This is a genomic window from Chelatococcus sp. GCM10030263 (assembly GCF_042666455.1).
GTDB lineage: Bacteria > Pseudomonadota > Alphaproteobacteria > Rhizobiales > Beijerinckiaceae > Chelatococcus.
The window spans coordinates 130,197-156,456 of record NZ_JBHTDB010000008.1; the positions used below are offsets into that span (position 1 = coordinate 130,197).

The window sequence follows — 26,260 nt, forward strand, 5'->3', positions numbered from 1 at the left end:
CGTGCGGTCCTGTGCTGATCGTGCCAAGCAATGGCCGTGAAAATGATTAGCGCGGCAGGCCGAGCATACGCTCCGCGATGATGTTGCGCTGGACCTGCGAGGTGCCGGCATAGATGGTGACGGCACGCGCCTGCAGGAAATTGTAGCGGAAACGCTCGATGCCGACGGAATCGGCGACATAATCCGCGCCGAGCACCTCCATCGCGAAGCTTTCGATGCGCTGGTGAAGCTCGCTCCAGAACAGCTTGACGACGCTCGCATCGGAACCGATGCCGTCGCCATTGACGATCCGGCTGACGGTTTTCAGGTTGAGTTGCCTGAGCACGCCGAGCTCGGCATAAAAGCGGCCGATCTGCTGGCGGTAATGGGCATTCACCGCCACCTCCGGCCGGCTGCTGATCTTGCGCAGGAGCTGCTCGAACTCGTTCATGAAACGCGCCTGGCGATAAAGCCGCGCGGTCGCCCGCTCATAGCCCAGGAGATTGACCGCGACGTTCCAGCCGTCATCGACCGCCCCGACATTCATGTCGGCGGGGATCCGGGCATTATCGAAGAAGACCTCGTTGAATTCCTGACGCCCGGTAATTTGCACCAGCGGCCGCACGGTGATCCCTGGCGTCTTCATATCGACCAGGAAGAGAGTCAGGCCACGATGCTTCGGCACGTCGGGATTGGTGCGGGCGAGCAGGATGCACCAATTGGCGTGGACCGCGAAGCTCGTCCAGACCTTCTGGCCGTTGAGGACCCAGGAATCGCCGTCGCGGACCGCACGCGTCCGCACGCCCGCGAGATCGGAGCCGGCGTCCGGCTCCGAAAAGCCCTGGCACCAGATGTCGTCGACGGTGAGGATGCGCGGCACATAGTGCTTCTTCTGCGCCTCCGTCCCGGCAGCGAGGATGATCGGCGCCACAAGCTCCTTGCCGATGGTATTGATGCCTTCAGGGGCCGCCCGGCGACCGAGCTCCTCGCTGACGATCAATTGCTCGACCATGGTGAGGCCCTGGCCGCCATAGGCTTTCGGCCAAGCAACGCCCTGATAGCCGGCAGCATAGAGCTTGCGCTCCCAGGCTGCCTGCATCATGGCGTTCTCGTCCGCATCGTCCGGCCCGAGATAGGCCGGTCCGCCCCAGTCCTCGGGCAGGTTCTCATTGAGCCAGCGGCGGAAGTCGCGCCGATAGCGCTGCTGTTCGGGTGTGAAGTCGATGTCCATGGCGGCGCGTTCCGGTTCTATGCGCGGGTCGGGGGCGCGTCAGCGGCCCTTGAAGACGGGCTTGCGCTTTTCGAGGAAGGCGCGCTGCGCTTCCTTCGAATCCTCCGTCTTGGAGAGCGCGAAAGTCATGTTCTGTTCGAAGCGATAGGCATCGCGCTCCGGCATGGCCTCCACCACATTGTAGGCCTCCTTCGCGAGCTTCAGCGCAATCGGGCTCTTGCTGGCGATCTCGGCGGCGAGCGCACGGGCCTCCTCCATCAAGCGGTCAGCCGGCACGACCTCCTCGATGACGCCGAGCCGGTACATCTCCTGAGCCGACAAGCGCATGCCGGTGAAGAACATCCGCCGGCCCCGCGAGCGGCTGAACATGCGATTGAGGATGCTGGCGCCGCCCGCCAGCCCCACATTGATTTCCGGCATGGCGAAGACGGCATTGTCCGAGGCCAGGATGATGTCGCAGGCGGCCACGACGTGGAAACCGGCACCGAGCGCCGGCCCGTTCACCGCGGCGATGACGGGCTTGAAACATTCGTGGATTGCATTGGGCGCCTCGCGGGTGCGCCGATTGTGCCGCCAGAAGCCGCCGGGCTCGGCGGCGATGCTGGCACGCTCGGTGATGTCGGCGCCGGCCGAGAAGCAGTTGCCCGCCCCGGTCAAGATCACCACACGGACATCGTCCATGTCGTTGATCAGATCGAATGCCTGGATGATCTCGTCGCGCATGCGGCTGTTCTGCGCATTCACCTTCGGCCGGTCGAGGGTGACGGTCGCGATGTGGCCGTCGACGTCGAGTTTCAGGCATTCGAAATTCATGGCAGCACCATTTCCTTCCCTGTCTGCGGCTCCGCCCTGCGAAGGCGGCGCGGTCGCAGGGCTTCTCATTCGGCCATCGTGTTTTTACTTATTTACCGGACAACCGGTCTATGAACAAGTCGGGCGACCTTGGCAAGCGCCATTGTTATGGCAGGCTAGATGAACAGCGCCGATGACCTCCGGCTTTTGCAGATGCGGAGTCCACCCACCGCAATTCGTACGCGGCGCCGTGATTCGGGCCGCCTCACACGGGCCGCACGGCGCAGGGGCTAAGTTTTCTCTTGACGAGCGGCGGCTCCACGGAGACAAGAATAATAACCATCCGGCCGGTCGAGAACGAGGCACGGGGACGCAATAAGAACCCAGGGGAGTGGATCGCTTGGCGGGAGCAGGCACGGAAGTCGGACGGCGCACCTCCGATGGAGCAACGGTTCCCAAGAAGCTCGGCCTTGCGGTCTGGGCGACCGAGCCGCTCGACAATATCATCGCCCAGGTGAAGCTCGCCGAGGATATCGGATTCGACAGCATCTGGGTGATCGATTCCCAGCTTTTATGCCGCGACGTCTTCGTGACGCTCGCCGCGCTGGCCGTGAATACATCGCGGATCAAGCTCGCCACCGGCGTGACGCAGCCCGCCACACGTCATCCCGCCGTCACGGCGAGCGCTCTCGCCGCCCTCGACGAGCTTTCCGGCGGGCGCATGATGTCGGGCATGGGCACGGGCTTCTCCTCGCTGCGTACTCTCGGCCTGCCGGCCGCGAAGTTGGCCGAGTTCGAAGCCTTCGTCGCGGCCGTCCGCCAGCTGCTCGCGCAGGAGACGGCGCGCTTTCCGAACGGTTTCGAGGCGCGCATGACCTGGCTCGCGCAGCCCGCCCGGGTGCCGATCTTCGGCGCCGCGTCGGGGCCGAAGATGACGCAGCTTGTCGCGCGCATCGCCGATGGCGCCATCCTTCTCCAGGGCATTGCGGATGACCTTCTCGACCGCGCCCATCAATGGCTCGATGAAGGTGCAAGCTCCGCCGGGCGCGATCTGGCAAGCCTCGAGGTTGCCTGCTGGGTTCCACTGGGGCTCGACGACGATCCCGAGCGCGCCCGCGATCAGGTCCGGGTGCGGGTCGCCGGCGCCATCATGAATACCGACGCCGACTGGTTCGAGGGGGCGGAGCGGGAGGCGGTGCTCGCCGTTCAGCGGTCCTACAAGGATTTTCAGCATGCCGGCGCCAATGCCGACCACGCGAGCATCCTGCCGGACCGGATCGTCAACCGCTATGCGATTGCCGGCACACCCGAGGGGGTGCGCGAAGGGCTCGCGCGGGTGATGCGGCGGCCCGACCTCGACCATGTCATTCTCACGCCGCAGGCATCGGCCGACGACAAGACGGATGTGCTCGGCCTGCTTCGGCGTTTCGACCGTGACATTCTCGCGAAGCTGTGACGCGCGCCGGCGACTGGCCTGCACTCTGACGATCGGACGAGACCCGCGATGCCCACAGAGCCCATTCTGACCACCGACGGCCTCACCAAGCGCTTCGGCGGCTTCACGGCCGTGAAGGACCTCACCTTGAGCGTGGCAAAGGGCTCCATCCACGCGCTGATCGGCCCCAACGGAGCGGGCAAGACCACCGTCTTCAACCTCCTCACCAAGACGCTGCAGCCGACGAGCGGCCGCATCGTCTATAACGGCGAGGACATCACCCGGCGCCGCCCCTATGAAGTGGCGCGCATTGGCATGGTGAGGTCGTTCCAGATTTCGGCGGTTTTTCCCCGGCTCACCGTGCGCGAGAACGTGCGCCTGGCGCTGCAGGACAAGGCAGGCGAATCCTACGCCTTCTGGCGATCCGGCCGGTCGCTTGCGCGGCTCGACGCCCGCGTCGACGAACTGTTGGAGCTGGTCGATCTCAGCCCCTATGCCGACGATCCTGCGGTCCGGTTGCCCTATGGCCGCAAACGGGCACTGGAGATCGCAACCACCATTGCGCTCGAGCCCAACCTGCTTCTCCTGGACGAGCCCATGGCGGGGTTGAGCCGCGAGGATATCCAGCGTGTCGCGGATCTCATTCGCCGGCTATCGGTCGATCGCACCATTCTCATGGTCGAGCATAATCTCTCCGTCGTTGCCGATCTCTCCGACCGCATCACGGTGCTCACCCGCGGCCAGATTCTCGCCGAAGGCAGCTATGCCGAAGTCTCGCGCGTGCCGGCCGTTCAGGAAGCCTATCTCGGAGGTGGCCATGCCTGAGACCACCGCCCCCTATCTGCGCGTCCGCAATCTCGAGGCCTGGTACGACGAGTCTTACGTCCTGCAAGGCGTCGACTTCGATGTCGCCGAAGGCGAAGTCGTCACGCTGCTCGGCCGCAATGGTGCCGGTAAGACGACGACGCTCAAGGCGATCATGGGCCTGATGCCGCGCGCCTCCGGCAGCATCACCTTCTCCGGCAGGGATATTCTCGGCCATCCACCGCACCGGATCGCCCGCGCCGGAATAGGCTACTGCCCCGAGGAGCGCGGCATATTCGGCAGCCTCACCGTCACGGAAAATCTCGTCCTGCCGCCGGCGGTGGCCGCCGAAACGATCTCCTTGGCGCGGATCTATGAGATGTTCCCCAATCTGGCCGAGCGCCGCGACAGCGCCGGCAACAAGCTGTCCGGCGGCGAGCAGCAGATGCTGGCCATCGGCCGCATCCTGAGAACCGGGGCGCGCATCCTGCTTCTGGACGAGCCGACCGAAGGCCTGGCCCCTGTCATCGTCCAGCAGATCGGGCGGGTGATCGCCGACATGAAAAAGGCGGGGCTGACCATCGTTCTCGTCGAGCAGAATTTTCATTTCGCCGCGCATGTCGCCGATCGCCACTACGTGGTCGAGCGCGGTCGCGTCGTCGACATGATTCCGGGGGCGGAGCTCACCGCCCAGGAAGCCAAGCTTCGCGACTATCTCGGCGTCTAACCGTTTCGAGCGAAATGGACACCCGTTCGCGTCAAGACAACGCGAAACTCAGAGCCTGAAGGGAAATATCCGGCATGTTCGACTGGCTGAACATCACAATTCCGACCGGAATGGCCCTTTATTCACAGCTGTTGATCGGCCTGATCAACGGCTCGTTCTACGCGCTCCTCAGCCTCGGCCTCGCCATCATCTTCGGCCTTCTCGGCGTCATCAATTTCGCGCACGGAGCGCAATATATGGTCGGCGCCTTCTGCGCCTGGGCGCTGCTGAATTACGCCGGCATCGGCTATTGGCCGGCCTTGATCATTGCGCCCCTCATCGTAGGCGCAGCGGGCCTTCTGCTCGAACGAACGCTGATCCGGCCGACCTACAAGCTCGACCACGCCTATAGCCTGCTGCTCACCTTCGGGCTGACCCTCATCATCGAGGGCCTCTTCCGCCAGATCTTCGGCACCTTCGGCCAGCCCTACCAGATGCCCTCCTCCCTCACCGGCGCGACCAATCTCGGTTTCATGTATCTGCCGAATTACCGCGCCTGGGTTCTCGTCGCCTCGGTCGTCATCTGCGCCGCCACCTGGTTTTTCATCGAGCGTACGCAGCTCGGCTCCTACATGCGCGCCGCGACCGAGAATCCGAAGCTCACCCAGGCGCTCGGCGTGAATGTGCCCATGCTTATGGCGGTGACTTACGCCATCGGCGTCGGTCTCGCGGCGCTTGCCGGCGTCATGGCCGCGCCGATCTACCAGGTGAGCCCGCTGATGGGATCGGAGGTCATCATCATCGTCTTCGCCGTAGTGGTGATCGGCGGCATGGGCTCGATCCTGGGCTCCATCGTCAGCGGCTTCGCCCTGGGGCTCGTGGAAGGGCTCGCCAAGGCCTTCTATCCGCCGGCGTCCTCGGTGGTGATTTTCCTGGCCATGGCGATCATCCTGCTGATCCGGCCTGCCGGGCTCTTCGGCCGCGCCGCCATCGTCCCGGCGGCCCTGTCGATCGTGAGGGGTGGCGTCGATACGCGCATCAGCCCGCTGCTTTCAACCGCTCTGATTTTCCTGGCGATCGTCGCGCCTTTTGTCTTCTATCCGGTCTTTCTGATGAAGGCGCTGTGCTTTGCGCTCTTCGCCTGCTCATTCAATCTCGTGCTCGGTTACGGCGGTCTGCTCTCTTTCGGCCATACAGCCTTCTTCGGCGGCGCCGCCTATGCCACCGCCCATGCGATCAAGGTTTGGGGCTTTTCGCCCGAGCTCGGCATTCTCGCCGGCGTTGCGGCCGGCGCGCTGCTCGGGGCGATCTTCGGCGTCATCGCGATCCGCCGGCAGGGAATCTATCTGGCGATGGTGACGCTCGCGCTCGCCCAGATGCTCTATTTCATTGCCGTCCAGGCGCCATTCACCGGCGGCGAGGACGGCATTCAGTCGGTGCCGCGCGGCCAGCTCTTCGGCTTCATCGACCTCTCCGATCAGATGACGCTGTATTATGTGGTGCTCGCCATCTTCATCATCGGCTTTGCCTTCTTCTGCCGCGTCATCTCCTCGCCATTCGGCCAGGCGCTCCGGGCCATCCGGGAGAATGAGGGCCGCGCCGTCTCGCTCGGCTACCGCAGCAATATGTTCAAGGTGATCTGCTTCGTGCTTGCCGGGGCGCTTGCGGGGCTCGGCGGCGGCACGAAAGTCCTGGTCTTCGGCATCGCGTCGCTCACGGATGTCCATTTCGCCATGTCAGGCGAGGTCATTCTGATGGTGCTGCTTGGCGGTCTCGGCACGATCCTCGGCCCGGTCGTCGGCGCTTTCACCATCATCGCCATGGAGAGCTACCTCCAGGACTATGGCGCCTGGATCAAGGTGATCCAGGGCGTGATCTTCATCATCTGCGTGCTGTCGTTCCGCCAGGGCATCGTGGGCGAGATCGAACGCCTCGGCCGGCTGGCTGCGCCGCTCGTCCAACGCCTCGGTGGCGGAAGCCGCACCCGAAGCGCCGTCCACTCGCGCCCGTGAGACGGCATCCGCCGCTCACTCACTCGGCGGCGGCTTCCAAAGGGCGCATCGCGCCGTCGAGGAGGTTGAGGAAGGCGCGCGGAGCAGGATCCGCCGGACCGCTCTGGCCCTTGTCGGCCGACACATAGGCGACGACCAGCTCCCAGCACATTTCCGGTTCGGCGAGCTCGGCGATGCCGACGCAGGAGCGCCGGGCTTCCGCGACGGCTTCCGGCACCAGGGCCACGCCGAGGCCGCGGGCTACCAGTCCGATCAGCGTATCGAGGTCGCTGACCTCGAAGGCGATGTGCCGTTGCAGTCCCGTTTCGGCAAAGCCGCGGTCGACCAGTTGGCGCGTGCCCCAGGCTCGCTCGAAATCGACGAAGGGCTCGCCCGCCACTGCCGCGAGCGGCACGTTCGTCCGACCTGCCAAGGGATGAGCGGGCGCACAGATCACAACGAGCGCCTCGCAGGCGATCATCAGCGTCGTGATGCCGTTGGACGGCTCGCACATGGGCAGAATGGCGAGATCGAGCCGACCGGTCTGAACTTTCTCCAGGAGATGCGACGTGCTGCCCTGGCAGAGCCGAACCTCGACCTCCGGATATTCGGCGTGGAACCGTGCGAGATGGGCCGGCAGATCAAGAAAGGCCGGCAAGCTCTGCACCGTGCCGATGCTGAGACTGCCGCGTTTCAGCCCTTGCAGGGCAGCGACCGAATCGCGCGCGTCGCGCACCGCCTCGAGCGCGATCCGCGCCTTGTCGAGGAACACACATCCCGCCGCCGTCAGCCGCACCTGGCGCGTGCTGCGCACGAAGAGCTTGGCATCGAGCTCCTCCTCGAGGGCCCGGATCGAGCTCGACAGCGCCGACTGGACAATATTGACGCGCTGGGCAGCCCGCGTGAAATGCTGCTCCTCGGCCACCGCCACGAAATGCTGCAGCTGCCTCAATTCCACGGACGCCCCCTCAATAAGCGGTGAGGGCGATGAATATCATCTCGATTTTCCATTTGAAAGATGAGTTTGGGGATCGCATGTCTCCACGGAACAGGTGAGCCCGCGCGGCGCCGTCACGTGGTCGTGATCCGGAAGGCAAGCCAAGCGACTGGTCCGAACAGTTGCTCATCGGCAGCCTCTTGGTGCCGTTTCACCCGCTTCACGAAAGGACGTCGCCATGAAGGTTGGTTTCATCGGGCTCGGGCGCATGGGCGCTCCTATGGCGGAAAACCTCTTGAAAGCCGGCCACGAGGTGACCGTCTACAATCGCACGCCCGCCAAGGCCGAGGCCCTCGCCGGCAAGGGCGCCCGTGTCGTGGCCACCATGGCCGAGGCCTGCCGCGGCGAGGCCGTCCTCACCATGCTCGCCAATGACGAAGCGCTCGAAGAGACCGTTTATGGCGAGCCTGGCGTGCTCGCGAGCCTCGCCGAAGGCGCGGTCCATGTCTCCTGCAGCACCATCGGCATCGCTCTCTCGGAGCGGCTTGCGGCGGATCATGCAGCAGCCGGCCAGCGCTTCGTGGCTGCACCGGTCTTCGGGCGGCCGCAGGCGGCTGCCGCCCGCGAGCTCTTCGTTGTCGCTGCCGGTGCCGGTGAGGCGGTCGATGCCGTCAAACCGCTGCTCGATGCGATCGGCCAGAAGACCTTCATCGTCTCGGAGACGCCGAAGGCCGCCAATCTCATCAAGCTGAGCGGCAATTTCCCGATTGCGAGCGTCATCGAATCCCTCGGCGAGGCCATGGCGCTGGTCGCCAAGGGCGGGGTCGACCGGCACCAGTATCTGGAGATCCTGACCTCCACGCTCTTCAACGCTCCGGTTTACAAGACCTATGGGGGCCTGATCGCGGACGAGGCCTTCGAGCCCGCGGGATTTGCCGCACCGCTCGGTCTCAAGGACATACGGCTGGCGCTTGCGGCCGGTGACGCGTTGCGCGTGCCGCTGCCGCTCGCCAGCCTCCTGCGCGACCGTTTCCTCACGTTGCTCGCCAATGGCGGGGATGCGCTCGACTGGTCGGCGATCGGCGGGCTGGCGGCACGCGATGCCGGCGAGCCGGGACGTTGAGGTCGCCGCATCGTTGCCCCAGGATGAAGGACTGATGGGATGTCAAATCTGAACGCTGGACAGTTGCGCTTTCTCGGACTGCCCGGCAGCATTCGTCGCGAGGCTTATTCGCTCGCTGTCCTACGTGGCCTGCAGGCGAGGCTGGGCGAAGCCATGCTCGGCATTCGAGACCTGCATCTGCCGCTCTATGACCAGGATGTGGACGGATCGGCGGCGCCCGAAGTCGTCACCGCCTTCAGGAGCGCGATTGCCGGCTGCGATGGACTGATCATCTCGACGCCGGAATATAACCACGGCACGTCCGGCGTCCTCAAGAACGCGCTCGATTGGGCGTCGCGGCCTTTTGGCCGGTCGGTGCTTACGAACAAGCCCGTGCTCGTCATCTCATCCTCGCCGGCTTTCACCGGCGGCGTCCGCGCGCATGCTCAGGTGAACGAGACGTTGCTCTCCGTTCAGGCGCTCATCGTGTCAGGGCCGCAAGTCGTCATCGGCGGCGTCGCCGACAAGGTTCGCGATGGTCGCCTTGTGGACGAGGCGGCCCTGAGCTTTACGCTCGCGGCCGTCGACCGGCTGGCGGCCCTCTGTCGTGTGACCGAGGAGCCCGCGCTCGCCTAAACGCGCGCGGCGCACTTCACTTCAGACGGAAAGTGGCGTTGAGATCGGCGATCGCCTCGGGCGAGAGAAGCCGGACCTTCATCCCGCGGGTCAGGAGGACGAGACGAGCCGTTTCCTCCAGCTCCTCCATGGCGAAGACGGCGGCATCGAGCGAGATGCCGGCGACGACGGGGCCATGGTTGCCGAGCAGGATCGCCGGATGCTCGCCCGCCTTGGCGCGGATGAGCGGCGCCACATCCGGTGCGCCCGGGCGCGTATAGGGCACGACCGGCACCTTGCCGACCCGCATGACGACATAAGGCGTGATGGGCGGGATGGCATCCTCCTGATCGACATCAGCGAGGCAGGAGAGCGCCGTCGCATGCGTCGAATGGAGATGGACGACCGCCTTCGCCGTCGGTCTCACTTCGTAGAAGGCGAAATGAAGCGGCAATTCCTTTGTGGGCGGGTCGCCGGAAATGAGGCTGCCTGCGGCATCGAGCTTCGACAGGCGCTCGGGTTCGAGAAAGCCCAGACAGGAATTCGTGGGCGTTACCAGGAAGCCGTCGTCGAGCTTGACCGATATGTTGCCGGACGACCCGGCGGTGAGGCCCCGCTCGAACAGCGAGCGCCCCCATTTGACGATGTCGCGGCGCAGGCTTGCTTCGCTCATGGCTGCTCCAGCATCCTCAGGGCCTTGTCATAAAAGTCGACCGTCCCGAAATTCCCGCTCTTGAGCGCGAGCCCGAGGGGGCGCCCGATATCGGCGGCAAGCGCCGGCACGCCCGGATCGATCTCCCGGCCGATGCGCAGGCTCGAGAGGCCGAGCGCCGTGACCACGGCGCCCGACGTTTCGCCGCCGCCGACGACGAGCCGGGTGAGCCCTTTCGCCGCCAGCTGCCGGGCGAGATCGCCCATGAAACGCTCGATGGCGTCGGCGACGCGCTCCCGTCCGAAGACCTTCTGCACCTCCGCGACCTGGTGGGGATCGGCGGTGGAATAGACCATCGGCGCGTCGGCCCAGTGCTCCTCGACCCAAGCGACCGCCCGCTCTGTCGTCATCGATCCGGCGAGAAGATCGGCCGGTTCGACGAGCAGCGCCGGATGGTTCGCCGCATAATCGGCGACCTGCGCCCGCGAAGCGGTGGAGCAGGAACCGGAGAGGACGCAAGCCGGGCCGGGGGTCGGCGGCAGCGCCGCCGCCCTGCCCGACAGAAGTCCTTGCGCGCGGAAATTGTCGGGGAGCCCCAGCGCGATCCCCGAACCGCCGGTGACCAGGCGATGGTCGGCGATCGCCTTGCCGATCGTGCGCAGGTCCTCGTCGGTCACGGCGTCGACCACCACGAGGCGACGGCCGGAGCGCCCCTCCTCGGCGAGCGCGGCGGAAACCGCCTCGCTCCCCCGGCGCACCACGTCGTAGGCCAACAGACCCACATCGCCTTTGGTCTGGCGTCTGAGCCAACGGCGGATGTCCGGGTCCGTCATCGGATTCAGCGGGTGGTTCTCCATGCCGGATTCGCTGAGCAGGCGGTCCTTCACGAAGAGATGACCCATATAGAGCGTGCGGCCGGTTGCCGGAAACACCGGGCAGACCACAGCGATCGGCGCATCGAGCGCGTCGAGGAGCGCCTCCGCGACGGGGCCGATATTGCCTTCCGGGGTCGAGTCGAAGGTCGAGCAATATTTGAACAGGAATTGCCGGCAGCCCTGGGCCTTCAGCCAGGCGAGAGCTTCGAGCGACTGGCGCACCGCATCGTCCTTGCCGATCGAGCGCGTCTTCAGGGCGACGACGCCTGCCTCGCAGTCGGCCGGCGCGGCATCCGTCGGCGTGCCGACGAACTGAATGGTCGCCATGCCGCCTTTGGCGAGGGTATTGGCGAGATCGCTCGCTCCGGTGAAATCGTCAGCAATGGCCCCGAGCAGCATGTCTTCCTCCCCAGCCACAATAGCTTTCGTTTAAGGACGGGCAGCCCACCGGCGCCCGCCGCCTTCTTCGTGCAGCCAACATGCCGCTCACCCAAAGAGCGCCCCAGAGAGTTTGCTCCGAGGAGTTCGCCCGGAGGACTTCGCCCGGAGGACTCGCCCCGAGAGCATGTCAGATCCTTCGCCGCGAGACGAGGCTCAGCACCGTTAACTGGACCGCTCAGCAGTCCAGTTAATCGACGGCTATCTCCTTGTCATCTGAAATATGCGGGGAGCAAAAGGGGCACTGACGCGCGCATCACGCGCGGCTTCTCCAACCCAAGTCGCTGCTGATGGCGTCGGCTGTCGCGCTGACGACCCGGGTGAGCGCCTCCATGCGCGCATCGTCCATATAATGCGCGGCGCTGGAGACGCTGATCGCCGCAACCGTCTCGCCGCTCGCGCTGCGGATGGGCGCGGCCACGCAGCGCACCTGCGGCTCGTTTTCCTCGAGATCGAAGGCATAGCCGCGATGGGCATAGTCGCGCATGCGTGCGAGCCAAGCCTGTTTGTCGCCCGCTCGGTAGGGACCGCGCGCCGTGCCGATTGCGAAAAAATGGTCCCACAGCCTCTCCTCGCATCCGAGGATCAGCGCCTTGCCAAGCCCCGTCGACCAGACGGGATGCCGCTCGCCGACCCGTGAGCTGATCTCGAAACGGCGCTTGCCGGGAATTTTGTCGAGATAAAGCGCCCAATCTCCTTCGAGCACGCCGAGATGGACGGTGTCGCCGGTCTCGTTCGCCAGCCGGTCGAGATGCGGCCGGGCAATCCGCGTCAGCGGTCGCTGGGCGCCGGCGCGATGGCCGAGTTCGAGGAGCTTCGGCCCGAGCGTGTAGCCCTCGCCCGGCGTGAAGCGCAGATAGTCACGGGCAACGAGGGTGCTCGCCAGCCTGTGGGTGGTGCTGCGCGTCAGACCGACCGCGCCGGCAAGCCGCTGCAGATCAACCGGATCACCCGAGGCCGCATCGATGATGTCGAGCGCCCGCATCAAGGCTTGGCTGCCTGCCGGCGCCGTCTTGGACGCGCCTGTCGCATGGCCGCTCTCCTCACCCAGCGAACCGTTCTCGTCATTCATTTCCAATTGACACCAGCTCTTTGCCTCATTAGGTGATCCTATATAATAGGAGAGAATACCACATTGTGGGATCCATTGATATCCTGCCGCCGGTGAGGCCGCAACCCTGGGTGAGAGCTGCGCAGGCCACGGCCCTCCCTGCCGGAGACACTTTCCGCATAATGTAGAATGCCCACCCCGCAGCTCATGGAGAAACGCTGATGGCAGACACGACTCGCTTCAACACGCGCACCGCCGTCGTCACCGGCGGCGCGGCGGGCATCGGCCTCGCCGTCATCGAACGCATCGTGGCGGAGGGCGGCCGCGCCGCCATCTGGGATCGGGACCAGACGCAGATCGACGCAGCCAAAGCCAAGTTCGGCGACAAGGTCATCGGCATCGCGCTGGACGTCGCCGACTGGAGCGCGGTCGAGGCCGCGGCCGCAACCACCGCGCAGACTTTCGGCGGCATCGATATTCTCGTCGCCAGCGCCGGCATCACCGGCCCGAATACCACGACTTGGCAATATCCGGTTGAAGACTGGCGGCGGGTGATCGATGTCAATCTGAACGGCTTGTTCTACTGCGACAAAGCGGTCGTGCCGCACATGCTCGAGAAGGGATATGGTCGGATCGTCAATATCGCCTCGATCGCCGGCAAGGAAGGCAACCCCAATGCCCCCGCCTATAGCGCCTCGAAAGCGGCCGTCATCGGCCTGACGAAGTCGCTCGGCAAGGAACTCGCCAAGACAAAGATCACCGTCAATTGCGTCACTCCGGCCGCCGTTCGCACGGGCATTTTCGCGCAGATGTCCCAGGAGCATATCGATTTCATGCTGTCGAAGATCCCCATGGGACGCTTCGGCGAGATCGAGGAGGTCGCATCCCTGATCTGCTGGCTCGCCTCGGAAGAGTGCTCCTTCACGACCGGCGGCGTATTCGACATCTCCGGCGGTCGCGCCACCTACTGACCCGCCGCCCACGACTGCAGATTTCTACCAAAGTGCTTCGCGCCGGCTGTGCCGGCGCGCGGCTGTTCTCGACCTGGAGCCCTCCCGCGACTCCCACCTCACGGAAGTGAGGCGTTGCACGAACCGAGTGGCGAACTCACGCCCGCGCAAGCTTGGACGTCCGCTCGCCTGACGCCCCGACAGGGGGAGGAGACGATCATGTTGAAAGGCACTCCGTCCACCGCGCGGCCGCCGCGCATCAGGACGATCCAGCGCTCGGCGCTGGTGCTGCTCATCGTTGCCGGCACCTTGAACTATGTGGACCGCGCGACGCTCGCCGTCGGCGGCACCCTGATCCGGCAGGACCTCGGGCTCTCCATCGCTGAAATGGGCATGCTGCTGTCGGCCTTTCTCTGGGCCTATGCCTTCGCCCAGCTTCCGGGCGGCGCGTTGATCGACCGCTTCGGCTCCCGCCGGTTGCTCGGCGCCGGCCTCTTCATCTGGTCGCTCGCGCAAGCCGCGGCCGGGCTCATCGGCAGCTTCGGCCAGTTCATCGTCGCCCGAGTCGTCCTCGGGCTCGGTGAAGCCCCCATGTTCTCATCCGGCGCGCGGGTGGTGAAGGACTGGTACAACGTTCGCAACCGCGGCCTGCCGACCGGCATCTACAACTGCACCTCGACACTCGGCCCGACCATTGCCCCACCCCTCCTGACCGCCCTGATGCTCGCCTTCGGCTGGCGCTGGATGTTCATCATCATGGGGCTTGCGGGCATCGTCATCGCCGTTCTCTGGTTCGTGATCTATCGCGATCCCAACGAAGCAGGCCTGACCGCGGAGGAGCAGAACTATCTGGCCGACGGCGAAGAGCCGCGTGTGGCCGAGCCCATCACCTTCGCGGAATGGAGGCGCCTGTTCTCCTTCCGGGTGACCTGGGGCCTCATTCTCGGCTTCTTCGGCATCATCTATCTGCTCTGGCTGTTCCAGGCTTGGCTCCCCGGGTATCTGGAGATGCAGCGCGGCATGAGCCTGCAGAAGACCGGCTGGGTGGCGGCGATCCCTTACGCCTTCGGCGTCGTCGGCAGCATCGGCACGGGTTTCGTGGCCGACAAATTGATGGCTGCCGGCCTTTCGCCGATCAACAGCCGCCGCTTTCCGGCGATCATCGCGCTCGTCGGCATGGCCGCCTTCACCTATCTCGCGGCCGAGACTCCGAGCAACACGCTCGCCGTCGCCTGCATTTCCGTGGTGATGTTCTGCGCGGGCGCGTCCAGCGCCATGGGCTGGGCGCTCGTCAGCGTCGCGGCGCCGGAAAACAACACCGGTTCGCTCGGCAGCATCATGAATTTCGGCGGCTATCTCGGCGGCGCTCTCGCCCCGACGGTCACCGGCTTCATCGTCGAAGCCTCGGGCAGCTTCGTGCCGGCTTTGGTGGTCGGCTCCGTCATCGGGCTCGCGTCGGCCGCGGCCTATCTCTTCGTGCTGCCGAACCGGCCGATCACCGCGGCTGAAGTGGCGGGCGGCGCTAGGCGATGAGGCTACAGCACTGGGTCCAAAAGCGAGGCGAGGACCACAAGGAATGGCGACTCGCATGCGCTGCATGCACACGTCTTAAAGGCCCCGCACAAGGCGGTCAGTTGATATAGGGAAAGTGGGTTGTATCCACTTCGCGCCCCCGGCATAGCGTGTCGGGGGCGAAAACCATGGCCGAACCAGCAATAACGGCACCTATCGCGAGACCGAGCAGTGGGTTGATCGCAAGGCCGACGCCGGTGCCGATCATCGCGCCGAGCCCAGCACCCCAGATCCCGACTTCAACCTGGCAAAGAGCATCGCCTCCGGCGATCTGTTCGATCTCGGCGTCCGAAAGTAAAAGCATAGCGTCACACGAGGTATGCCAAGCGCTATCTTAATGCGCGCCGATTTCAGGACACGAAAAGTGCGCTCTCACGATGCAGCGCCGACACGAGCACCACGGCCGGAACGCGATCTCAGCTGATGTGGGGGGACCGGGACAGATCCGCTTGCTGGTCCTCACACCGCGTCGGGCCGGCGAACGCCAAGGTGCTCCCCGCCACGAGAATTCCAACGAGGACACCGAGCGTCGAACTGGCAAATCTCGCAACCACGGCCCCAATAGTCGCACCAGTTACAGTGCCCCAGATGGAGACTTTCGCCGCACAGAAGGCATCGCCCCCAGCAACCCGTTCGACTTCGGAAGACGATAGCAGATGCATAATTCCCTCGCTGGAGGCGTCGTGTGCGACGCTTGTCTCTCGTGAGCATTCACCGCACGGAATCGCAGGCGCTGCAATGCAAAGACAGTCAAATGGCTGGCAAACTCCGTCGCAACCTCCACTCGAATAATCGCGCATATTTGCCGCAATAATGCGGGCGCTAATCCGACCGAGCGACGAGCGAATATTGCAGGCGGTAGAGGCCACGCTCGGGCTCGTCGATCGCCCCATGCGCCGCGAGGCCGCCGTGCAGCAGGCTATCCGTCGCCGCATCCACATGCGCCGGATCCGAGCCCTCGACCATGACGATCCAATTGGGCACGCCGACTTGGCGCCCTCTGCTTTCATTGGTCTCGACGCCGCTTGCCGCTGCATCGGCGATGCACAGATGCGCACCGGAGATGCCGTGCTGACGCTCCGCCTCGGCCAGCCGCGTCTTGAGATACTCGGCAAGCGCATCGCGCTGGTCGGCCTCGGCTTCGAAACGCAACGTCACCAAGGCGCCGCCATCACCGGCGCCGGCCGTGAACACGGTGGTGCAGACGCCGCGTGAGGTATTGCGAAAAGCGGCCGTCACCTCCTTGGTCCAGGCGGTCGGATCGTTCAGGCGCTCCAGATAGTCCGCGCCGGTGAGCACATCCTGGTCGCGTGCCTCGTAGAGCGTGAAATAAGCCGGCTCGCCATACCAGGCCTCATAGCGGCGCCCGCGCAGGAAGCCGGGAATGGCGACCCGCTCGGGAATATGCTCGCGGTTGTGCCACTCGAGGAAATTGGCTTTTGCTTCGGGCAGAATGTCGTTCCATATCGCGACGACGGCGCGTCCCAGAAGTGCCATGGCAATCATCCTCAGTAGGTAGCGCGCCCGCCCGACAGATCGAACACGGCGCCGGTGCTGAAACTGCATTCGTCGGACGACAACCACGCGACCAGCGCGGCGACCTCCTCGGGCTCCAGGAAGCGGCGCATGGGGATGCGCCCGAGAATGTCGGCGAGCCGGTCCCTGGGCGCATCGACGCTCATCGCCGTCAGGGACGCCGCGGGCGTGACAGCATTGACCAGGATGCCCTCCTCGGCAAGCTCCTTGCCGAGCGACTTGGTCATGGCCACGAGCCCGGCCTTGGCCGCGCTATAGGCGGCGGCGTTATGCATGCCTTCCTTGGCCTGGATGGATGCAATATTGACGATGCGGCCCCGGCGCCTGGACTTTTCCTGCTGCAGCATCAGCGGCACGAGCGCGCGGCAGACGAGGAAGGCGCCCATCAGATTGACATCGAGGATGCGCCGGAACTCGGCGACCGGAATCTCCCAGGTGCGCCGCACTTCGCCGACGATGCCGGCATTATTGATAAGGATATCCGGCGGCCCGAAGCGGGCTGCAAGCGCCGCCGCTGCGGCATTGACGCTCGCCTCGTCGGTGACATCGACCGCGGTCGCATGCGTGCCCTCGGACAGCTTCGCACGATCGAGCGCCGCCTGGAGGTCCCAGAGCACGGGCACGGCCCCACAGGCCTTGAGCCGGGCCGTGATCGCCGTGCCGAAGCCGCCGGTCCCGCCGGTGATGACCGCCACCCGGCCAATGAGATCGTAGGTCGCTGTCATCGGCTGCCCTCGCGGAACCTGCGCCACCGCCGCGAGCCGCCAACCACGACGGCCCTCATCTATTTCGTCACGAATTCGTTCGTATAGAAGCCCTCGGCCGGCATCGCCGTCGCAACGTCCTGATAGCTCTTCATGAGATCGAGCGTCCGCGCCCAGTCGGCGGGCGCCATCTCGCCGAGCGGCAGATCCGGCGCGGTGGGCGACGGCACGAGCTTGAGCGAGGCAAGCAGCTGCGCCTTGACGAGCGCCTTGTCCGCGTCGGGCCTTGCCTTGACGGCGGCGGCCACAGCCGCATCCGGATCGGCCTTCGTCGCCTCCATAGCCTTCAGCGTCGCGCGGACGAAACGGGCAACCAGGTCTTTGTTGCTGGCGATCGTGTCGTTGCTGGCGACAATGGTGAGCCCCTGGGTATTCACGCCGAGCTCGGCGAAGGAGAACACCTTCTGGTCGAGGCCGCGCTGCTCCAGGATGATCACCTGTCCTTCGAGACCGGCCAGGATGCCGTCGGCGCGCTTCTGCAGAATGGCGACGAGCTTGCCGGGGCCATCCACATTGAGCATGCGGATCTTGGAAGCATCGACCCCATTGCCCTTCCAGATGGCCGGCAGCAGCGCCATGGAGGCTTCGCCTGCCGTCCCGGCAAGGGTTTTGCCCTCCACATCCTTGATCGTCTTGACACCTGAGTCGGCGCGGAAGGACAGGCCATAGGGCGAGGTGTTCATGATGCCGAGCACGGCCTTCACCGGCGCGCCGCGGGTTGCCGCCGCGATGATGCTGCCGCCGTCCGCGACCCCGAAGGTGTCGCCGCCGGTCGCCACCACCTGCACGGCCCGCGTCGAGCCCTGCCCCTCGCCGATGGTGAGCTTGATGTTCTCGTCGCCATAGAAGCCACGGTCGACGCCGTAGTAGAAGATGGAATGCACGCCGCTCAAGAGCCAGTTGAGCCGCAGGCTCACCGCGTCCTCGGCCCGCGCGTTCGTTGCCACGGCAAGGCTCATTCCGGCAGCGAACAGAGCCAGTATTGTTTTCGTGATCGGATTCATCAGCCCTCTCCCTGAAGCTTGTTGTCTCTATTGGTTGTTCGCGGCGTCACACGCCGCTTTTTCCGACCGTGAAATCGTCCCGGCGCTGCGACACATGCCAGGGAATGGCCCAGCGCTCGACGATCTCGACGACGCCGTAGAGCACCAGGCCGAGCAGGCTGAGCACGAGAATGACCGCAAAGGTCATGCTCGTATTGAGATTGCCATTGTAGTTCAGCAAGAGATAGCCGAGCCCGTTGTCGGAGGCGACGAACTCCGCCACCACAGCTGCCGTGGCGGAGAGCGCGGCTGCCACCTTGAAGCCGGCAAAGAGCGAGGGCATGGCGCTCGGCAGCTCGACGCGCCAGAAGATCTTGAGCCGGCTCGCGCGATAGCTCTTGGCGAGATCATAGACCTCCGGCTCGATCGATTTGAAGGCAACGATGGAATTCACCACGATCGGGAAGAACGACAGGAGGAACACGAGCAGAATTTTCGAGGGCAACCCGAAGCCGACCCAGATGATGAAGAGCGGCGCCACCGCGATCTTCGGAATGATCTGCAGCACCACGAGCAAGGGATAGAAGATGCGCTCGAAGAGATGCGAATAGACGACGAGCAGCGCCAGCGCGACGCCGAGCACCACGGCGACCAGAAAGCCGAGCACCATGGGCTCCATGGTGTAATAGGCGGCCGGTGCCACGGCGGCGTAGTTCCTGGCGAGATCCACCAGCACCTTGCTCGGCGCGGGCAGAATATATTCGGGGGTGCCGAGCAGCCGAACGGCGATCTCCCACAAGACGAGCGCGCCGACGAGGCTCGCCGCCGTATGCGCATGCCGCAGCCATCCACTCCCAGACGTCATAGCTCCTCCCGGCGCGCCGTTTTCATGCAGCAGGCTTGACCCAAGGCTGGAACATTGTTCTTCTTGGAACAGTGTTCCGTCAAGAAATTTCCTGCGTCATGCCGGCGGGAGCATGGGAGAATTTTGATCGATGCGTGAAGGCACCGTCCCTCGTGCAGGGGTTTCGCTCGACGGCGTCAGCAAGGTCTTCGGCAGCGCGAGTGCGCCGGTCGTCGCCCTGGAGCGCGTGGACCTCACGATCGGCGATGGCGAATTCGTCGCGGTGGTCGGCCCGTCCGGCTGCGGCAAGTCCACCCTGATGCGGCTCATCTCCCGGCTGTCGATGCCGACCAGCGGAGAGATTGCCGTCTTCGGCGATCGTTCGGCAAAGCCTCCCGCCGACATGAGCATCGTCTTCCAAAGCCATGTGCTGCTCGCCTGGCGCACCATCGTCGAGAACGTGCTCTTTCCCGCCGACATGGTCGGTGTGAGCAAGGCTGAACTGCGCGGTCGCGCGCGCGAACTGCTCGCCAGCGTCGGCCTGGGCGATTTCGCGGACCGCTATCCGCATGAGCTCTCAGGTGGCATGAAGCAGCGCGCCGCCATCGCCCGCGCGCTGCTGCTCGAGCCTCGGCTGCTTTTGATGGACGAGCCCTTCGGCGCTCTCGACGCCTTGACCCGCGAGCAGATGCGGGTCGATCTCGAAGCCCTCTGGCTGAAGAACCGCATGACCGTGCTGTTCATCACCCATTCCATCGACGAGGCGGTGTTGCTCGCCGACCGGGTGATCGTGATGACGCCGCGTCCCGGCCGCATCGAACGCATCATGGATATCGACATGGCCCGCCCGCGCGGCCTCGCCGCCCGTCGCAATCCCGAATTCCTGCGCAAGAGCGAGGAGATCACCGATATCTTCCTGTCACGCGGCGTGCTGCACGGCGAGGCGCAAGCGACATGAGCGCCATGCCATCCTCCCTCGGCACCGCACCTGAGACCGGCGGCCGCGAGAGCCCGAGCGGCGCCGTCGAGCGCGCGCTCGCGACGCTGGAACTCCTCGCCCTGGCGGAGGAGCCGATCCGCCTGAGCGACATCGCCCACAAGCTCGCGATCCCTAAGAGCGCCGCCCACCGCATCCTCACGAGCCTTGTCGAGAACGGCTGGGCCGACCAGAGCAGCGAGAGCGAATGTTATAGTCTCACGCTGCATATGGCGCTGATCGGCCAGCGGCAGCTGGCCCGCCTGGACAAGGCGGACCTACGCCAGCCGGTGCTCGAGGAAGTGGCGCGGCGCACGAAGGAGCTGGTGCGGCTGACCGCGGTCAAGAATGGCGCACTGGTGTGGATCGCTTCGGCGCGCGGGCGGCGCTCCGGCCTCGTCTACGAGCCCGACATGGGCGAGCGTATCGTTCCCTTCGCCACCGCCAATGGCAAAGTGTGGCTTGCATCGCTCTCCGCCGATGATGCCGCGCGCATCGCGCTCGCTGCCGGGCTCGGCAAATGGCGGGAGGCCCCGCCCAACACCATCCGCAGCCTGGCGGCGCTCGCCGAGGAGCTTGCCGAAACCAGGCGGCACGGATTCGGGCTTGCCCGGGAGGAAGCCGAGATCGGCGTCGGCGCTGTGGCGGTGCCGATCCGGCGCGACGGCACGCTCGTCGGCACCATGAGCGTCGCCGCACCGATCTCGCGCCTGCCGCCGCAGCGGATCGAGGAGATCGTGCCGCTCCTGCGCCGGGCCGCCACCGACATGGCGCTCGTCTGGAGCTGACGCGGCGCTCGCCCGCTGCCCCGTCTACCCGGGGCACCATGCCGCAAGTCGGAGGCGGTTCCCTCGGCTCAGCTGCCGTGTTACGCCGCAGGTGCGGATGAGGTGAGACGATCGTCGTGAACAGGCGGCGCCAAGGATGGGATCTCTGGGTTGCGCTTGGCGTGGCCTATCTCGTCGTGGTGCAGATGCTCGTCACCGGCATCGCCCTTGGCGCCCAGGCGGCACCGAGCCGACAGCTCTCCACCGTCATCTGCACCTTCCATGGCACCGCCACCGCACCGGACGGCACCGGGCAGCCTCCCGATCACGCCCATCTGCCCGCCTGCTGCGTTCTCGGCTGCAGCATGTTCGGGCCGACGGTGGCTCCGCCGCCGGCAATGGCCAGCATGCTCGTGCCGCGGCAGATCGCGCGTGCGCCGGTCTTCGCCTTCGCCGATCAGCCGCCGCCCCCCGAAGAGCGGCGAACACCCGGCAATCCCCGCGCTCCACCTCACGTCTGACGCATCGGCCCGCCCTCGATGGGCGACCCCTTCGTTCCTGTCGGACCGAGACGGCCGCCGCCGCAAAGCCGGCGCGACGCCGTCGCCTTTGGAGCCTCCATCATGGCAAATCTTTCCCAGTCCGTTCTCACCCGTCCCGATCTCGGGCGCATTGGCGTCTCGCGCAGACGTCCTGAAACGCTCGGTGCCGCCGTGCTCGCCCTGCTGCTGATGGCGGCACCCGCCTTCGCCCATGAATTCAAGCTGGGCAATCTCGAGATCAAGCATCCGTGGTCACGCGCCATTCCGGTGGGCGCCAAGGTGGCGGGCGGCTATTTCGTCGTCGTCAACCACGGCGCCACGCCCGATCGGCTGGTGGCCGCCACGGCCGAGATCGCCGGCCGCGCCGAGATCCACGAGATGAGCACGAAGGACGGCGTCATGACCATGCGGCCGCAGCCCGATGGTCTGCCTGTTCCGGCCAATGGCGAGCTCGCGCTGAAGCCCGGCTCCTATCACCTCATGCTGCTCGATCTGAAGCGCCCGCCGAAGCAGGGCGAGTCCTTCGCGGGAACCCTGACCTTCGAGAAGGCGGGCAAGGTGAACGTGACCTTCGCGGTCGAGGCCATCGGCTCCTCGCCCGGCGATCACGACCATAAAGCAATGGGGCACTGACATGCGTCCCCGGCTGAAAGGCCTGGTGTTCGTCGCCTGCGCGGCGGTGACCCTCACGGTGGCGGCCGCAGCTGGCCTCACCGTGCTCGCGCCCAAACGCCCGACGGTCAGCACCACGGGGGTCGCCGATATCGGCGGCCCCTTCCGGCTGACAACGCAGGACGGCAAAACGCTGTCGGACGCCGACCTGAAGGGTAAGCCTTATGCTGTCTTCTTCGGTTTCACCCATTGCCCGGAGGTCTGCCCCACCACGCTCTGGGAACTCTCCCAGGCGCTGCAGAAGCTCGGCCCGGACGCCGACCGCATCAAGGTGCTCTTCGTCACGCTCGATCCCGCGCGCGACACGCCCGAGCTCCTGAAGACCTATCTTGCCTCCTTCGACCCGCATATCGTCGGCCTTACCGGCAGCGAGGAGGAAATCGCCAAGCTCGCCAAGGCCTATAAGGTCTATTGGCGCAAGGTGCCGACCGACAACGGCGACTACACGCTGGACCATTCGGCAATCGTCTATCTCATGGATGCAAAGGGCGCCTTCACCGGCACCATCGCCTATCAGGAGAAGGAAGAGGCCCAACTCGCCAAGCTGCGAAGCTTGGCGGAGCTCTGAGCCGCTTGCATTGGTGGAAACCATCTCCTCGCCGGTCCTGGCCGGCGGGGAACAGGCGTCCCACCGCTCTCATTCGGATGAACGAGGGGAGCGCGCAACAGCGTCTCGGCCGAAGCGGCCGAGACGCTATGCACTTCGCTTGAAAGCCTTAGTCAAAGGTGATCGATCGGAGAGCCACACCGAGGACCCGGCTGTCAGTGCTCTCGCCGGTCGTCGAAGGGGATTTGGAATCCGGCGTTTCGAAAGTAACCCGCAGGGCACCGTTCGACACGTCGTTCGGCGTCAGTGGTATGGTCAAATGTTCCGGTCCGCCGCCGATTTGAAAGTCATGGCGGTTGCTTTCACCCAGTTGGATGCGGACATTCTGCGAGCCATAGGCATTGATCTCAAAGGTGAGTGCCTGCGGGAGGTTGGTTATGTCGACGGGAACCAGCAGAACAGCGCGTGACTGGAGGCTCCAGGTGCCGAAAGACTCCGGTCCCGCCCAGCCGTAGAGTTGGGTCTCCGCACCTTGGCCGTTCGCTGCAAAGGAAATTCGCGCCCCGCGCCCATAGCCAGGCGGCATCGACAAAGGCTCAGTTCTGAATGCACTCTGCACCTCAGGATCAGTGATCGCATTCCATCCCAGACTACAAGCATAGCCCCCGTCGAAGGCACGACAGGCGGAATTCTGCGAGATGAACGCCCGTTCTACGGCCGGAACGGCAGCCGCTGGGACCACGACGAGATCGCCGGACCTCAGAGCCATCTGTGAAATTGCGGCGAAGTCGGACCGGCATTCGGGATCGATCGGACGGCGAGCGCTGCGAGCTTGGTTGATCGGCAGATTATAACGGCTTGCGAGATAGCTCAGCTCCAGAAAGGCCCGTTCGAAGCTGCCCATCCCACACCAGTAGTTGGGGAGCACTTTGAGATTGGAATGCGTTGCCAGCAGCGGACCCCACACACCCCTGTCGATCGACCAAGGCCTGGGCTCCTCAGCCTTGCCTGTGGCCATGGCCATCATCGGTCGAAGATCGATGGCCTGCAGGACCAGAGCTGCGGCCAGGATGGGAATGAGAGCCGCGAACCGGACGCTTCGCGCCACCGCCATAATGACAGCCGCCGACCCGAGATAAAGGGGAAGCCAGACGAAACGGCCGGAAGACCGAAAAGTCTGCACCAAATCCGGCACACTGCCCAAATCGTACAGTTTGAAATGGCCGGCATAAGCCACTGAACTCACCGCGAACAGATAAACGACAGCCATGCCGACAAAGAGCGTCCAGCCCGAACGCAGCTCCGGCATGAACCTTTGCCGTTTGGCGACAATCGCGGCCAGCGCAAGGAGCGACAGCCCCAGCAGGCCGGCGCCCAGATAGGCGTATCCTTCAGCTTGCCCACCGGTGGCATCGATGATCGGAAGATGCGGCCCGAAAATACCCGAGACCTGCGGCCAGAACGGCCCAAGCAGATTGAGCGAGAAATAGCCGTAGCCACCGCGGTCGCCTGCCGCGTTGAAGCCCAAAATCAAGACCACGCCAACCGTCGTCACGAACGCTGCTGTGAGGCCCAAGGCTGCAGCCCAAAACCGGCGTTGATCAATCCACATGCTCAGAGCGGCGATTGCGCAGCAGCCGATAACCATGGCACCGAGATAGGGATGAATGAGGGTGGATACCGTGGACAGCACGGCAAAGGCGCCAGCCCGTCCCCGCCAGTGGCGACCGTCTCGCACTACCCGCACGGCCAGGCCGAGCGCAAAGAGCAGCATGAAGTGACCGCAGAGGGCAAAGTGCTCCGCCACCTGTCGCCAAATGAAGCTTCCCGTAAGCAGAAACAAAGCGGAGCCGAAAACAAGGACGGTCAGGCGACGCTCGCCAAATGAACGCAGCAGGTAGACTGCTCCGACGCCTTGCAAGGCAAAACAGATAAGAAGCCAGAACCCGACGTAGTTCACAGGTCCGGAGCCAACGCCCATCAGGATCTTAACAATAAGCGCCAAAATCGGCACGCTATCCGTATAAATGATGGATAGCCCTTCTGGAGGATGGATTTGCGGAACCTTCAGTGGCGACCAGTGCCATGGGTCCGCCAGGAAATAATTGGCACCCACGAGCGCCTGTGCTGCATCGCCGGCCGGTGGATCGAAAAACGGCGCCTGCCCGGTCACGTAGCTCCAGGAGTAAATCCAAAAGAACAATGCAGCGCCCAAGGCCGTGGCGCAGGCGTAAGCGCCAATCGCGCGAACGAGGTCAGAACGAAAACGCATCGGAGGCCCGCCAAAATGAACATAAGAGAAGCTTAATAGGCTGGTATACTTACCCTGACCGTCACAATCAGGAGGTTATACGGAACGCTTCACCCGAGTGATTCTCGTTACCGCTTGCCGATGAATGCAATGTTGGAGAATTCTCGTAGACTTCACGGACTATATAGAGCGGCCGGCCCTTCACCTCGACGAAAATGCGCCCGATATATTCGCCCAATATGCCGACGGACAGGAGCTGAATGCCACCGAAGAACAGCACAGCGGTCATCAGAGAGGCGTAGCCGGGCGCCGAACGGCCGAAAAGAAGCACCTGGACGATAATCAGGAAGCCGTAGAGAAACGAGACGAAAGCGATGCCGGCGCCGATATAGGCCCAGATCCTGAGCGGAATGGACGAGAAGGACACGAGCCCGTCAAGGGCGAAATTCCACAGCTTCCAGTAGTTCCATTTGGTCGTGCCGGCCGAACGCGGCCGCCGCTCATAGGGCACGGCTTTCGCGCGGAAGCCGACCCAGGCGAACAGGCCTTTCATGAAGCGGGAGCGTTCGGGCAGGCGGCGCAGCGCATCGACGACGCTGCGGTCGAGCAGGCGGAAGTCCCCTGCATTCGGGGGGATTTCGCTTTGCGAGAAGGCGTTGAACACCCGGTAGAACGCCTCGGCCGTCACCCGCTTGAGCGCGCTGTCGCTGCTGCGGTCCTCGCGCACGCCGTAGACGACGTCATAGCCCTCCCGCCAATGGCTCAGGAACACGGGAATGAGCTCGGGCGGATCCTGCAGATCGACATCCATGGGAACGACGACGTCCCCCGTCGCATGGTCGATCCCGGCGGAGAGCGCGATGTCTTTGCCGAAATTGCGCGACAGTTCGATGAGCTTGATCGTTCCAGCGGCCCCCCGGTAGCTACGGATGACCTCCGAGGTGCGGTCGATCGAGCCGTCATTGACGAAGACGAATTCGACGGCCACCCCCTCGACCTGCAGTCTCTCCATCGCCTCGAGGAATAGAGGAACCGCCGCCTCCTCGTTGAAAACCGGGACGACGATCGATAGGTGCGGATGCTCGGGCCGAACTGACACGGCCAAATCCCTGGACACGCGATTTCCCACTGCGCAATAAGAGCCGAAATGCTTATCGGTCCAGCCGGGCAGGGTCAATCTGGTGGCCTGGGGCGGCGACCGCGCCACTCACAGCTCGGCGTCGCCGTCAAACAAGGAGTGGGACGCGT

At 64.7% G+C, this 26,260-nt stretch carries 26 protein-coding genes and 1 pseudogene; 14 read left to right on the forward strand and 13 right to left on the reverse strand.

All coding sequences use genetic code 11. The features are described 5' to 3' along the window. Positions 1-46 precede the first annotated feature (46 nt). Positions 47-1,210, reverse strand: a complete 1,164-nt coding sequence (locus ACFQU1_RS18135; RefSeq protein ID WP_378135221.1) for an acyl-CoA dehydrogenase family protein — start codon at positions 1,208-1,210, stop codon at positions 47-49. Positions 1,211-1,249: 39 nt separating this feature from the next. Next, positions 1,250-2,023 (reverse strand): enoyl-CoA hydratase/isomerase family protein, encoded by a 774-nt coding sequence (locus tag ACFQU1_RS18140; RefSeq protein ID WP_378135223.1) that lies wholly within the window; start codon positions 2,021-2,023, stop codon positions 1,250-1,252. Between the two features lie 379 nt (positions 2,024-2,402). Between ACFQU1_RS18140 and ACFQU1_RS18145 the strand changes: the two genes are divergently transcribed. The 5 genes and pseudogenes from ACFQU1_RS18145 (at position 2,403) to ACFQU1_RS18165 (ending at position 6,959) form a co-directional block, all read left to right on the forward strand. Further along, a complete protein-coding gene (locus ACFQU1_RS18145; protein ID WP_378135225.1) occupies positions 2,403-3,458 on the forward strand; it encodes an LLM class flavin-dependent oxidoreductase in 1,056 nt (351 codons plus the stop codon). 48 nt (positions 3,459-3,506) lie between these two features. Then, positions 3,507-4,262, forward strand: coding sequence for an ABC transporter ATP-binding protein (locus ACFQU1_RS18150; RefSeq protein WP_378135227.1), 756 nt, complete (start codon positions 3,507-3,509; stop codon positions 4,260-4,262). Further along, positions 4,255-4,968, forward strand: a complete 714-nt coding sequence (locus tag ACFQU1_RS18155) for an ABC transporter ATP-binding protein (RefSeq protein WP_378135229.1) — start codon at positions 4,255-4,257, stop codon at positions 4,966-4,968. The genes ACFQU1_RS18150 and ACFQU1_RS18155 overlap by 8 nt, the downstream gene beginning before the upstream one ends. 74 nt (positions 4,969-5,042) lie before the next feature. Continuing rightward, positions 5,043-5,936, forward strand: a pseudogene (locus ACFQU1_RS18160) (branched-chain amino acid ABC transporter permease); the annotation flags it as partial. Between the two features lie 123 nt (positions 5,937-6,059). Continuing rightward, positions 6,060-6,959 carry a branched-chain amino acid ABC transporter permease gene (locus ACFQU1_RS18165; RefSeq protein WP_378135506.1) on the forward strand — a complete coding sequence of 300 codons (900 nt, stop codon included), beginning with the start codon at positions 6,060-6,062 and terminating at the stop codon, positions 6,957-6,959. Positions 6,960-6,978: 19 nt separating this feature from the next. Here the strand turns inward: ACFQU1_RS18165 and ACFQU1_RS18170 are convergent, their stop codons facing one another. Further along, the gene (locus ACFQU1_RS18170; protein ID WP_378135231.1) at positions 6,979-7,896 is read right to left on the reverse strand and encodes a LysR family transcriptional regulator; all 918 of its coding nucleotides are present in this window, start codon (positions 7,894-7,896) and stop codon (positions 6,979-6,981) included. 217 nt (positions 7,897-8,113) lie between these two features. Between ACFQU1_RS18170 and ACFQU1_RS18175 the strand changes: the two genes are divergently transcribed. Together ACFQU1_RS18175 and ACFQU1_RS18180 are read left to right on the forward strand one after the other, a co-directional pair. After that, positions 8,114-8,998 (forward strand): NAD(P)-dependent oxidoreductase, encoded by an 885-nt coding sequence (locus tag ACFQU1_RS18175; RefSeq protein WP_378135233.1) that lies wholly within the window; start codon positions 8,114-8,116, stop codon positions 8,996-8,998. Positions 8,999-9,037: 39 nt separating this feature from the next. Beyond that, positions 9,038-9,613 (forward strand): NADPH-dependent FMN reductase, encoded by a 576-nt coding sequence (locus ACFQU1_RS18180; RefSeq protein WP_378135235.1) that lies wholly within the window; start codon positions 9,038-9,040, stop codon positions 9,611-9,613. A 16-nt stretch (positions 9,614-9,629) separates the two neighbouring features. Here ACFQU1_RS18180 and ACFQU1_RS18185 read toward each other — a convergent pair whose 3' ends face one another. From ACFQU1_RS18185 to ACFQU1_RS18195, 3 genes are all read right to left on the reverse strand, one after another. After that, a complete protein-coding gene (locus ACFQU1_RS18185; protein ID WP_378135237.1) occupies positions 9,630-10,265 on the reverse strand; it encodes an aldolase in 636 nt (211 codons plus the stop codon). Then, the gene (gene otnK, locus ACFQU1_RS18190) at positions 10,262-11,518 is read right to left on the reverse strand and encodes a 3-oxo-tetronate kinase (protein WP_378135508.1); all 1,257 of its coding nucleotides are present in this window, start codon (positions 11,516-11,518) and stop codon (positions 10,262-10,264) included. The genes ACFQU1_RS18185 and otnK overlap by 4 nt, the downstream gene beginning before the upstream one ends. A 295-nt stretch (positions 11,519-11,813) precedes the next feature. Next, positions 11,814-12,629, reverse strand: coding sequence for an IclR family transcriptional regulator (locus tag ACFQU1_RS18195; RefSeq protein ID WP_378135239.1), 816 nt, complete (start codon positions 12,627-12,629; stop codon positions 11,814-11,816). A 200-nt stretch (positions 12,630-12,829) separates the two neighbouring features. On the opposite strand from ACFQU1_RS18195, the gene ACFQU1_RS18200 reads away from it, so the two are divergent. Then, on the forward strand, positions 12,830-13,579 hold the full coding sequence (locus ACFQU1_RS18200; protein ID WP_378135241.1) for an SDR family NAD(P)-dependent oxidoreductase: 750 nt from the start codon (positions 12,830-12,832) through the stop codon (positions 13,577-13,579). A 198-nt stretch (positions 13,580-13,777) separates the two neighbouring features. Continuing rightward, positions 13,778-15,091, forward strand: a complete 1,314-nt coding sequence (locus ACFQU1_RS18205; RefSeq protein WP_378135243.1) for an MFS transporter — start codon at positions 13,778-13,780, stop codon at positions 15,089-15,091. A 97-nt stretch (positions 15,092-15,188) separates the two neighbouring features. Here the strand turns inward: ACFQU1_RS18205 and ACFQU1_RS18210 are convergent, their stop codons facing one another. From ACFQU1_RS18210 to ACFQU1_RS18230, 5 genes are all read right to left on the reverse strand, one after another. Next, complete coding sequence (locus ACFQU1_RS18210; RefSeq protein WP_378135245.1) at positions 15,189-15,434, reverse strand: hypothetical protein; 246 nt, start codon at positions 15,432-15,434, stop codon at positions 15,189-15,191. A gap of 518 nt (positions 15,435-15,952) precedes the next feature. Continuing rightward, positions 15,953-16,627, reverse strand: coding sequence for a hypothetical protein (locus ACFQU1_RS18215; protein ID WP_378135247.1), 675 nt, complete (start codon positions 16,625-16,627; stop codon positions 15,953-15,955). Between the two features lie 11 nt (positions 16,628-16,638). After that, positions 16,639-17,391 carry an SDR family NAD(P)-dependent oxidoreductase gene (locus tag ACFQU1_RS18220; protein WP_378135249.1) on the reverse strand — a complete coding sequence of 251 codons (753 nt, stop codon included), beginning with the start codon at positions 17,389-17,391 and terminating at the stop codon, positions 16,639-16,641. Positions 17,392-17,450: 59 nt separating this feature from the next. Beyond that, the gene (locus ACFQU1_RS18225; protein ID WP_378135251.1) at positions 17,451-18,434 is read right to left on the reverse strand and encodes an ABC transporter substrate-binding protein; all 984 of its coding nucleotides are present in this window, start codon (positions 18,432-18,434) and stop codon (positions 17,451-17,453) included. Between the two features lie 46 nt (positions 18,435-18,480). Further along, positions 18,481-19,278: an ABC transporter permease gene (locus ACFQU1_RS18230; protein WP_378135253.1), complete on the reverse strand. Its 798-nt coding sequence runs from the start codon at positions 19,276-19,278 to the stop codon at positions 18,481-18,483. A gap of 130 nt (positions 19,279-19,408) precedes the next feature. Here ACFQU1_RS18230 and ACFQU1_RS18235 point away from each other — a divergent pair, with 130 nt between their 5' ends. The 5 genes from ACFQU1_RS18235 to ACFQU1_RS18255 all read left to right on the forward strand — a co-directional run bounded on the left by ACFQU1_RS18235 (position 19,409) and on the right by ACFQU1_RS18255 (position 22,782). Next, complete coding sequence (locus ACFQU1_RS18235) at positions 19,409-20,215, forward strand: ABC transporter ATP-binding protein (protein ID WP_378135255.1); 807 nt, start codon at positions 19,409-19,411, stop codon at positions 20,213-20,215. Next, a complete protein-coding gene (locus ACFQU1_RS18240; protein WP_378135257.1) occupies positions 20,212-21,021 on the forward strand; it encodes an IclR family transcriptional regulator in 810 nt (269 codons plus the stop codon). Before ACFQU1_RS18235 ends, ACFQU1_RS18240 begins: the two co-directional genes overlap by 4 nt. 116 nt (positions 21,022-21,137) lie before the next feature. Then, positions 21,138-21,521, forward strand: coding sequence for a DUF2946 family protein (locus ACFQU1_RS18245; protein WP_378135259.1), 384 nt, complete (start codon positions 21,138-21,140; stop codon positions 21,519-21,521). A 102-nt stretch (positions 21,522-21,623) separates the two neighbouring features. Next, complete coding sequence (locus tag ACFQU1_RS18250) at positions 21,624-22,175, forward strand: copper chaperone PCu(A)C (protein ID WP_378135262.1); 552 nt, start codon at positions 21,624-21,626, stop codon at positions 22,173-22,175. 1 nt (position 22,176) lies between these two features. Continuing rightward, a complete protein-coding gene (locus ACFQU1_RS18255; RefSeq protein WP_378135264.1) occupies positions 22,177-22,782 on the forward strand; it encodes an SCO family protein in 606 nt (201 codons plus the stop codon). A gap of 148 nt (positions 22,783-22,930) precedes the next feature. On the opposite strand, the gene ACFQU1_RS18260 is transcribed toward ACFQU1_RS18255, so the two are convergent. Together ACFQU1_RS18260 and ACFQU1_RS18265 are read right to left on the reverse strand one after the other, a co-directional pair. Beyond that, complete coding sequence (locus ACFQU1_RS18260) at positions 22,931-25,033, reverse strand: DUF6311 domain-containing protein (RefSeq protein WP_378135266.1); 2,103 nt, start codon at positions 25,031-25,033, stop codon at positions 22,931-22,933. Positions 25,034-25,100: 67 nt separating this feature from the next. Then, entirely contained in the window at positions 25,101-26,111 is a 1,011-nt protein-coding gene (locus ACFQU1_RS18265; protein ID WP_378135268.1) for a glycosyltransferase family 2 protein, read from the reverse strand. Between the last annotated feature and the right edge of the window lie 149 nt (positions 26,112-26,260).

Excerpts from the sequence above, each read along its gene's own strand:
- ACFQU1_RS18135 (WP_378135221.1), bottom strand. The coding sequence starts at position 1,210 with ATGGACATCGACTTCACACCCGAACAGCAGCGCTATCGGCGCGACTTC.
- ACFQU1_RS18140 (WP_378135223.1), bottom strand. The coding sequence starts at position 2,023 with ATGAATTTCGAATGCCTGAAACTCGACGTCGACGGCCACATCGCGACC.
- ACFQU1_RS18150 (WP_378135227.1), top strand. The coding sequence starts at position 3,507 with ATGCCCACAGAGCCCATTCTGACCACCGACGGCCTCACCAAGCGCTTC.
- ACFQU1_RS18155 (WP_378135229.1), top strand. The coding sequence starts at position 4,255 with ATGCCTGAGACCACCGCCCCCTATCTGCGCGTCCGCAATCTCGAGGCC.
- ACFQU1_RS18165 (WP_378135506.1), top strand. The coding sequence starts at position 6,060 with ATGAAGGCGCTGTGCTTTGCGCTCTTCGCCTGCTCATTCAATCTCGTG.
- ACFQU1_RS18175 (WP_378135233.1), top strand. The coding sequence starts at position 8,114 with ATGAAGGTTGGTTTCATCGGGCTCGGGCGCATGGGCGCTCCTATGGCG.
- ACFQU1_RS18180 (WP_378135235.1), top strand. The coding sequence starts at position 9,038 with ATGTCAAATCTGAACGCTGGACAGTTGCGCTTTCTCGGACTGCCCGGC.
- ACFQU1_RS18185 (WP_378135237.1), bottom strand. The coding sequence starts at position 10,265 with ATGAGCGAAGCAAGCCTGCGCCGCGACATCGTCAAATGGGGGCGCTCG.
- otnK (WP_378135508.1), bottom strand. The coding sequence starts at position 11,518 with ATGCTGCTCGGGGCCATTGCTGACGATTTCACCGGAGCGAGCGATCTC.
- ACFQU1_RS18195 (WP_378135239.1), bottom strand. The coding sequence starts at position 12,629 with ATGAATGACGAGAACGGTTCGCTGGGTGAGGAGAGCGGCCATGCGACA.
- ACFQU1_RS18200 (WP_378135241.1), top strand. The coding sequence starts at position 12,830 with ATGGCAGACACGACTCGCTTCAACACGCGCACCGCCGTCGTCACCGGC.
- ACFQU1_RS18205 (WP_378135243.1), top strand. The coding sequence starts at position 13,778 with ATGTTGAAAGGCACTCCGTCCACCGCGCGGCCGCCGCGCATCAGGACG.
- ACFQU1_RS18210 (WP_378135245.1), bottom strand. The coding sequence starts at position 15,434 with ATGCTTTTACTTTCGGACGCCGAGATCGAACAGATCGCCGGAGGCGAT.
- ACFQU1_RS18215 (WP_378135247.1), bottom strand. The coding sequence starts at position 16,627 with ATGGCACTTCTGGGACGCGCCGTCGTCGCGATATGGAACGACATTCTG.
- ACFQU1_RS18220 (WP_378135249.1), bottom strand. The coding sequence starts at position 17,391 with ATGACAGCGACCTACGATCTCATTGGCCGGGTGGCGGTCATCACCGGC.
- ACFQU1_RS18225 (WP_378135251.1), bottom strand. The coding sequence starts at position 18,434 with ATGAATCCGATCACGAAAACAATACTGGCTCTGTTCGCTGCCGGAATG.
- ACFQU1_RS18230 (WP_378135253.1), bottom strand. The coding sequence starts at position 19,278 with ATGACGTCTGGGAGTGGATGGCTGCGGCATGCGCATACGGCGGCGAGC.
- ACFQU1_RS18235 (WP_378135255.1), top strand. The coding sequence starts at position 19,409 with ATGCGTGAAGGCACCGTCCCTCGTGCAGGGGTTTCGCTCGACGGCGTC.
- ACFQU1_RS18240 (WP_378135257.1), top strand. The coding sequence starts at position 20,212 with ATGAGCGCCATGCCATCCTCCCTCGGCACCGCACCTGAGACCGGCGGC.
- ACFQU1_RS18250 (WP_378135262.1), top strand. The coding sequence starts at position 21,624 with ATGGCAAATCTTTCCCAGTCCGTTCTCACCCGTCCCGATCTCGGGCGC.
- ACFQU1_RS18255 (WP_378135264.1), top strand. The coding sequence starts at position 22,177 with ATGCGTCCCCGGCTGAAAGGCCTGGTGTTCGTCGCCTGCGCGGCGGTG.
- ACFQU1_RS18260 (WP_378135266.1), bottom strand. The coding sequence starts at position 25,033 with ATGCGTTTTCGTTCTGACCTCGTTCGCGCGATTGGCGCTTACGCCTGC.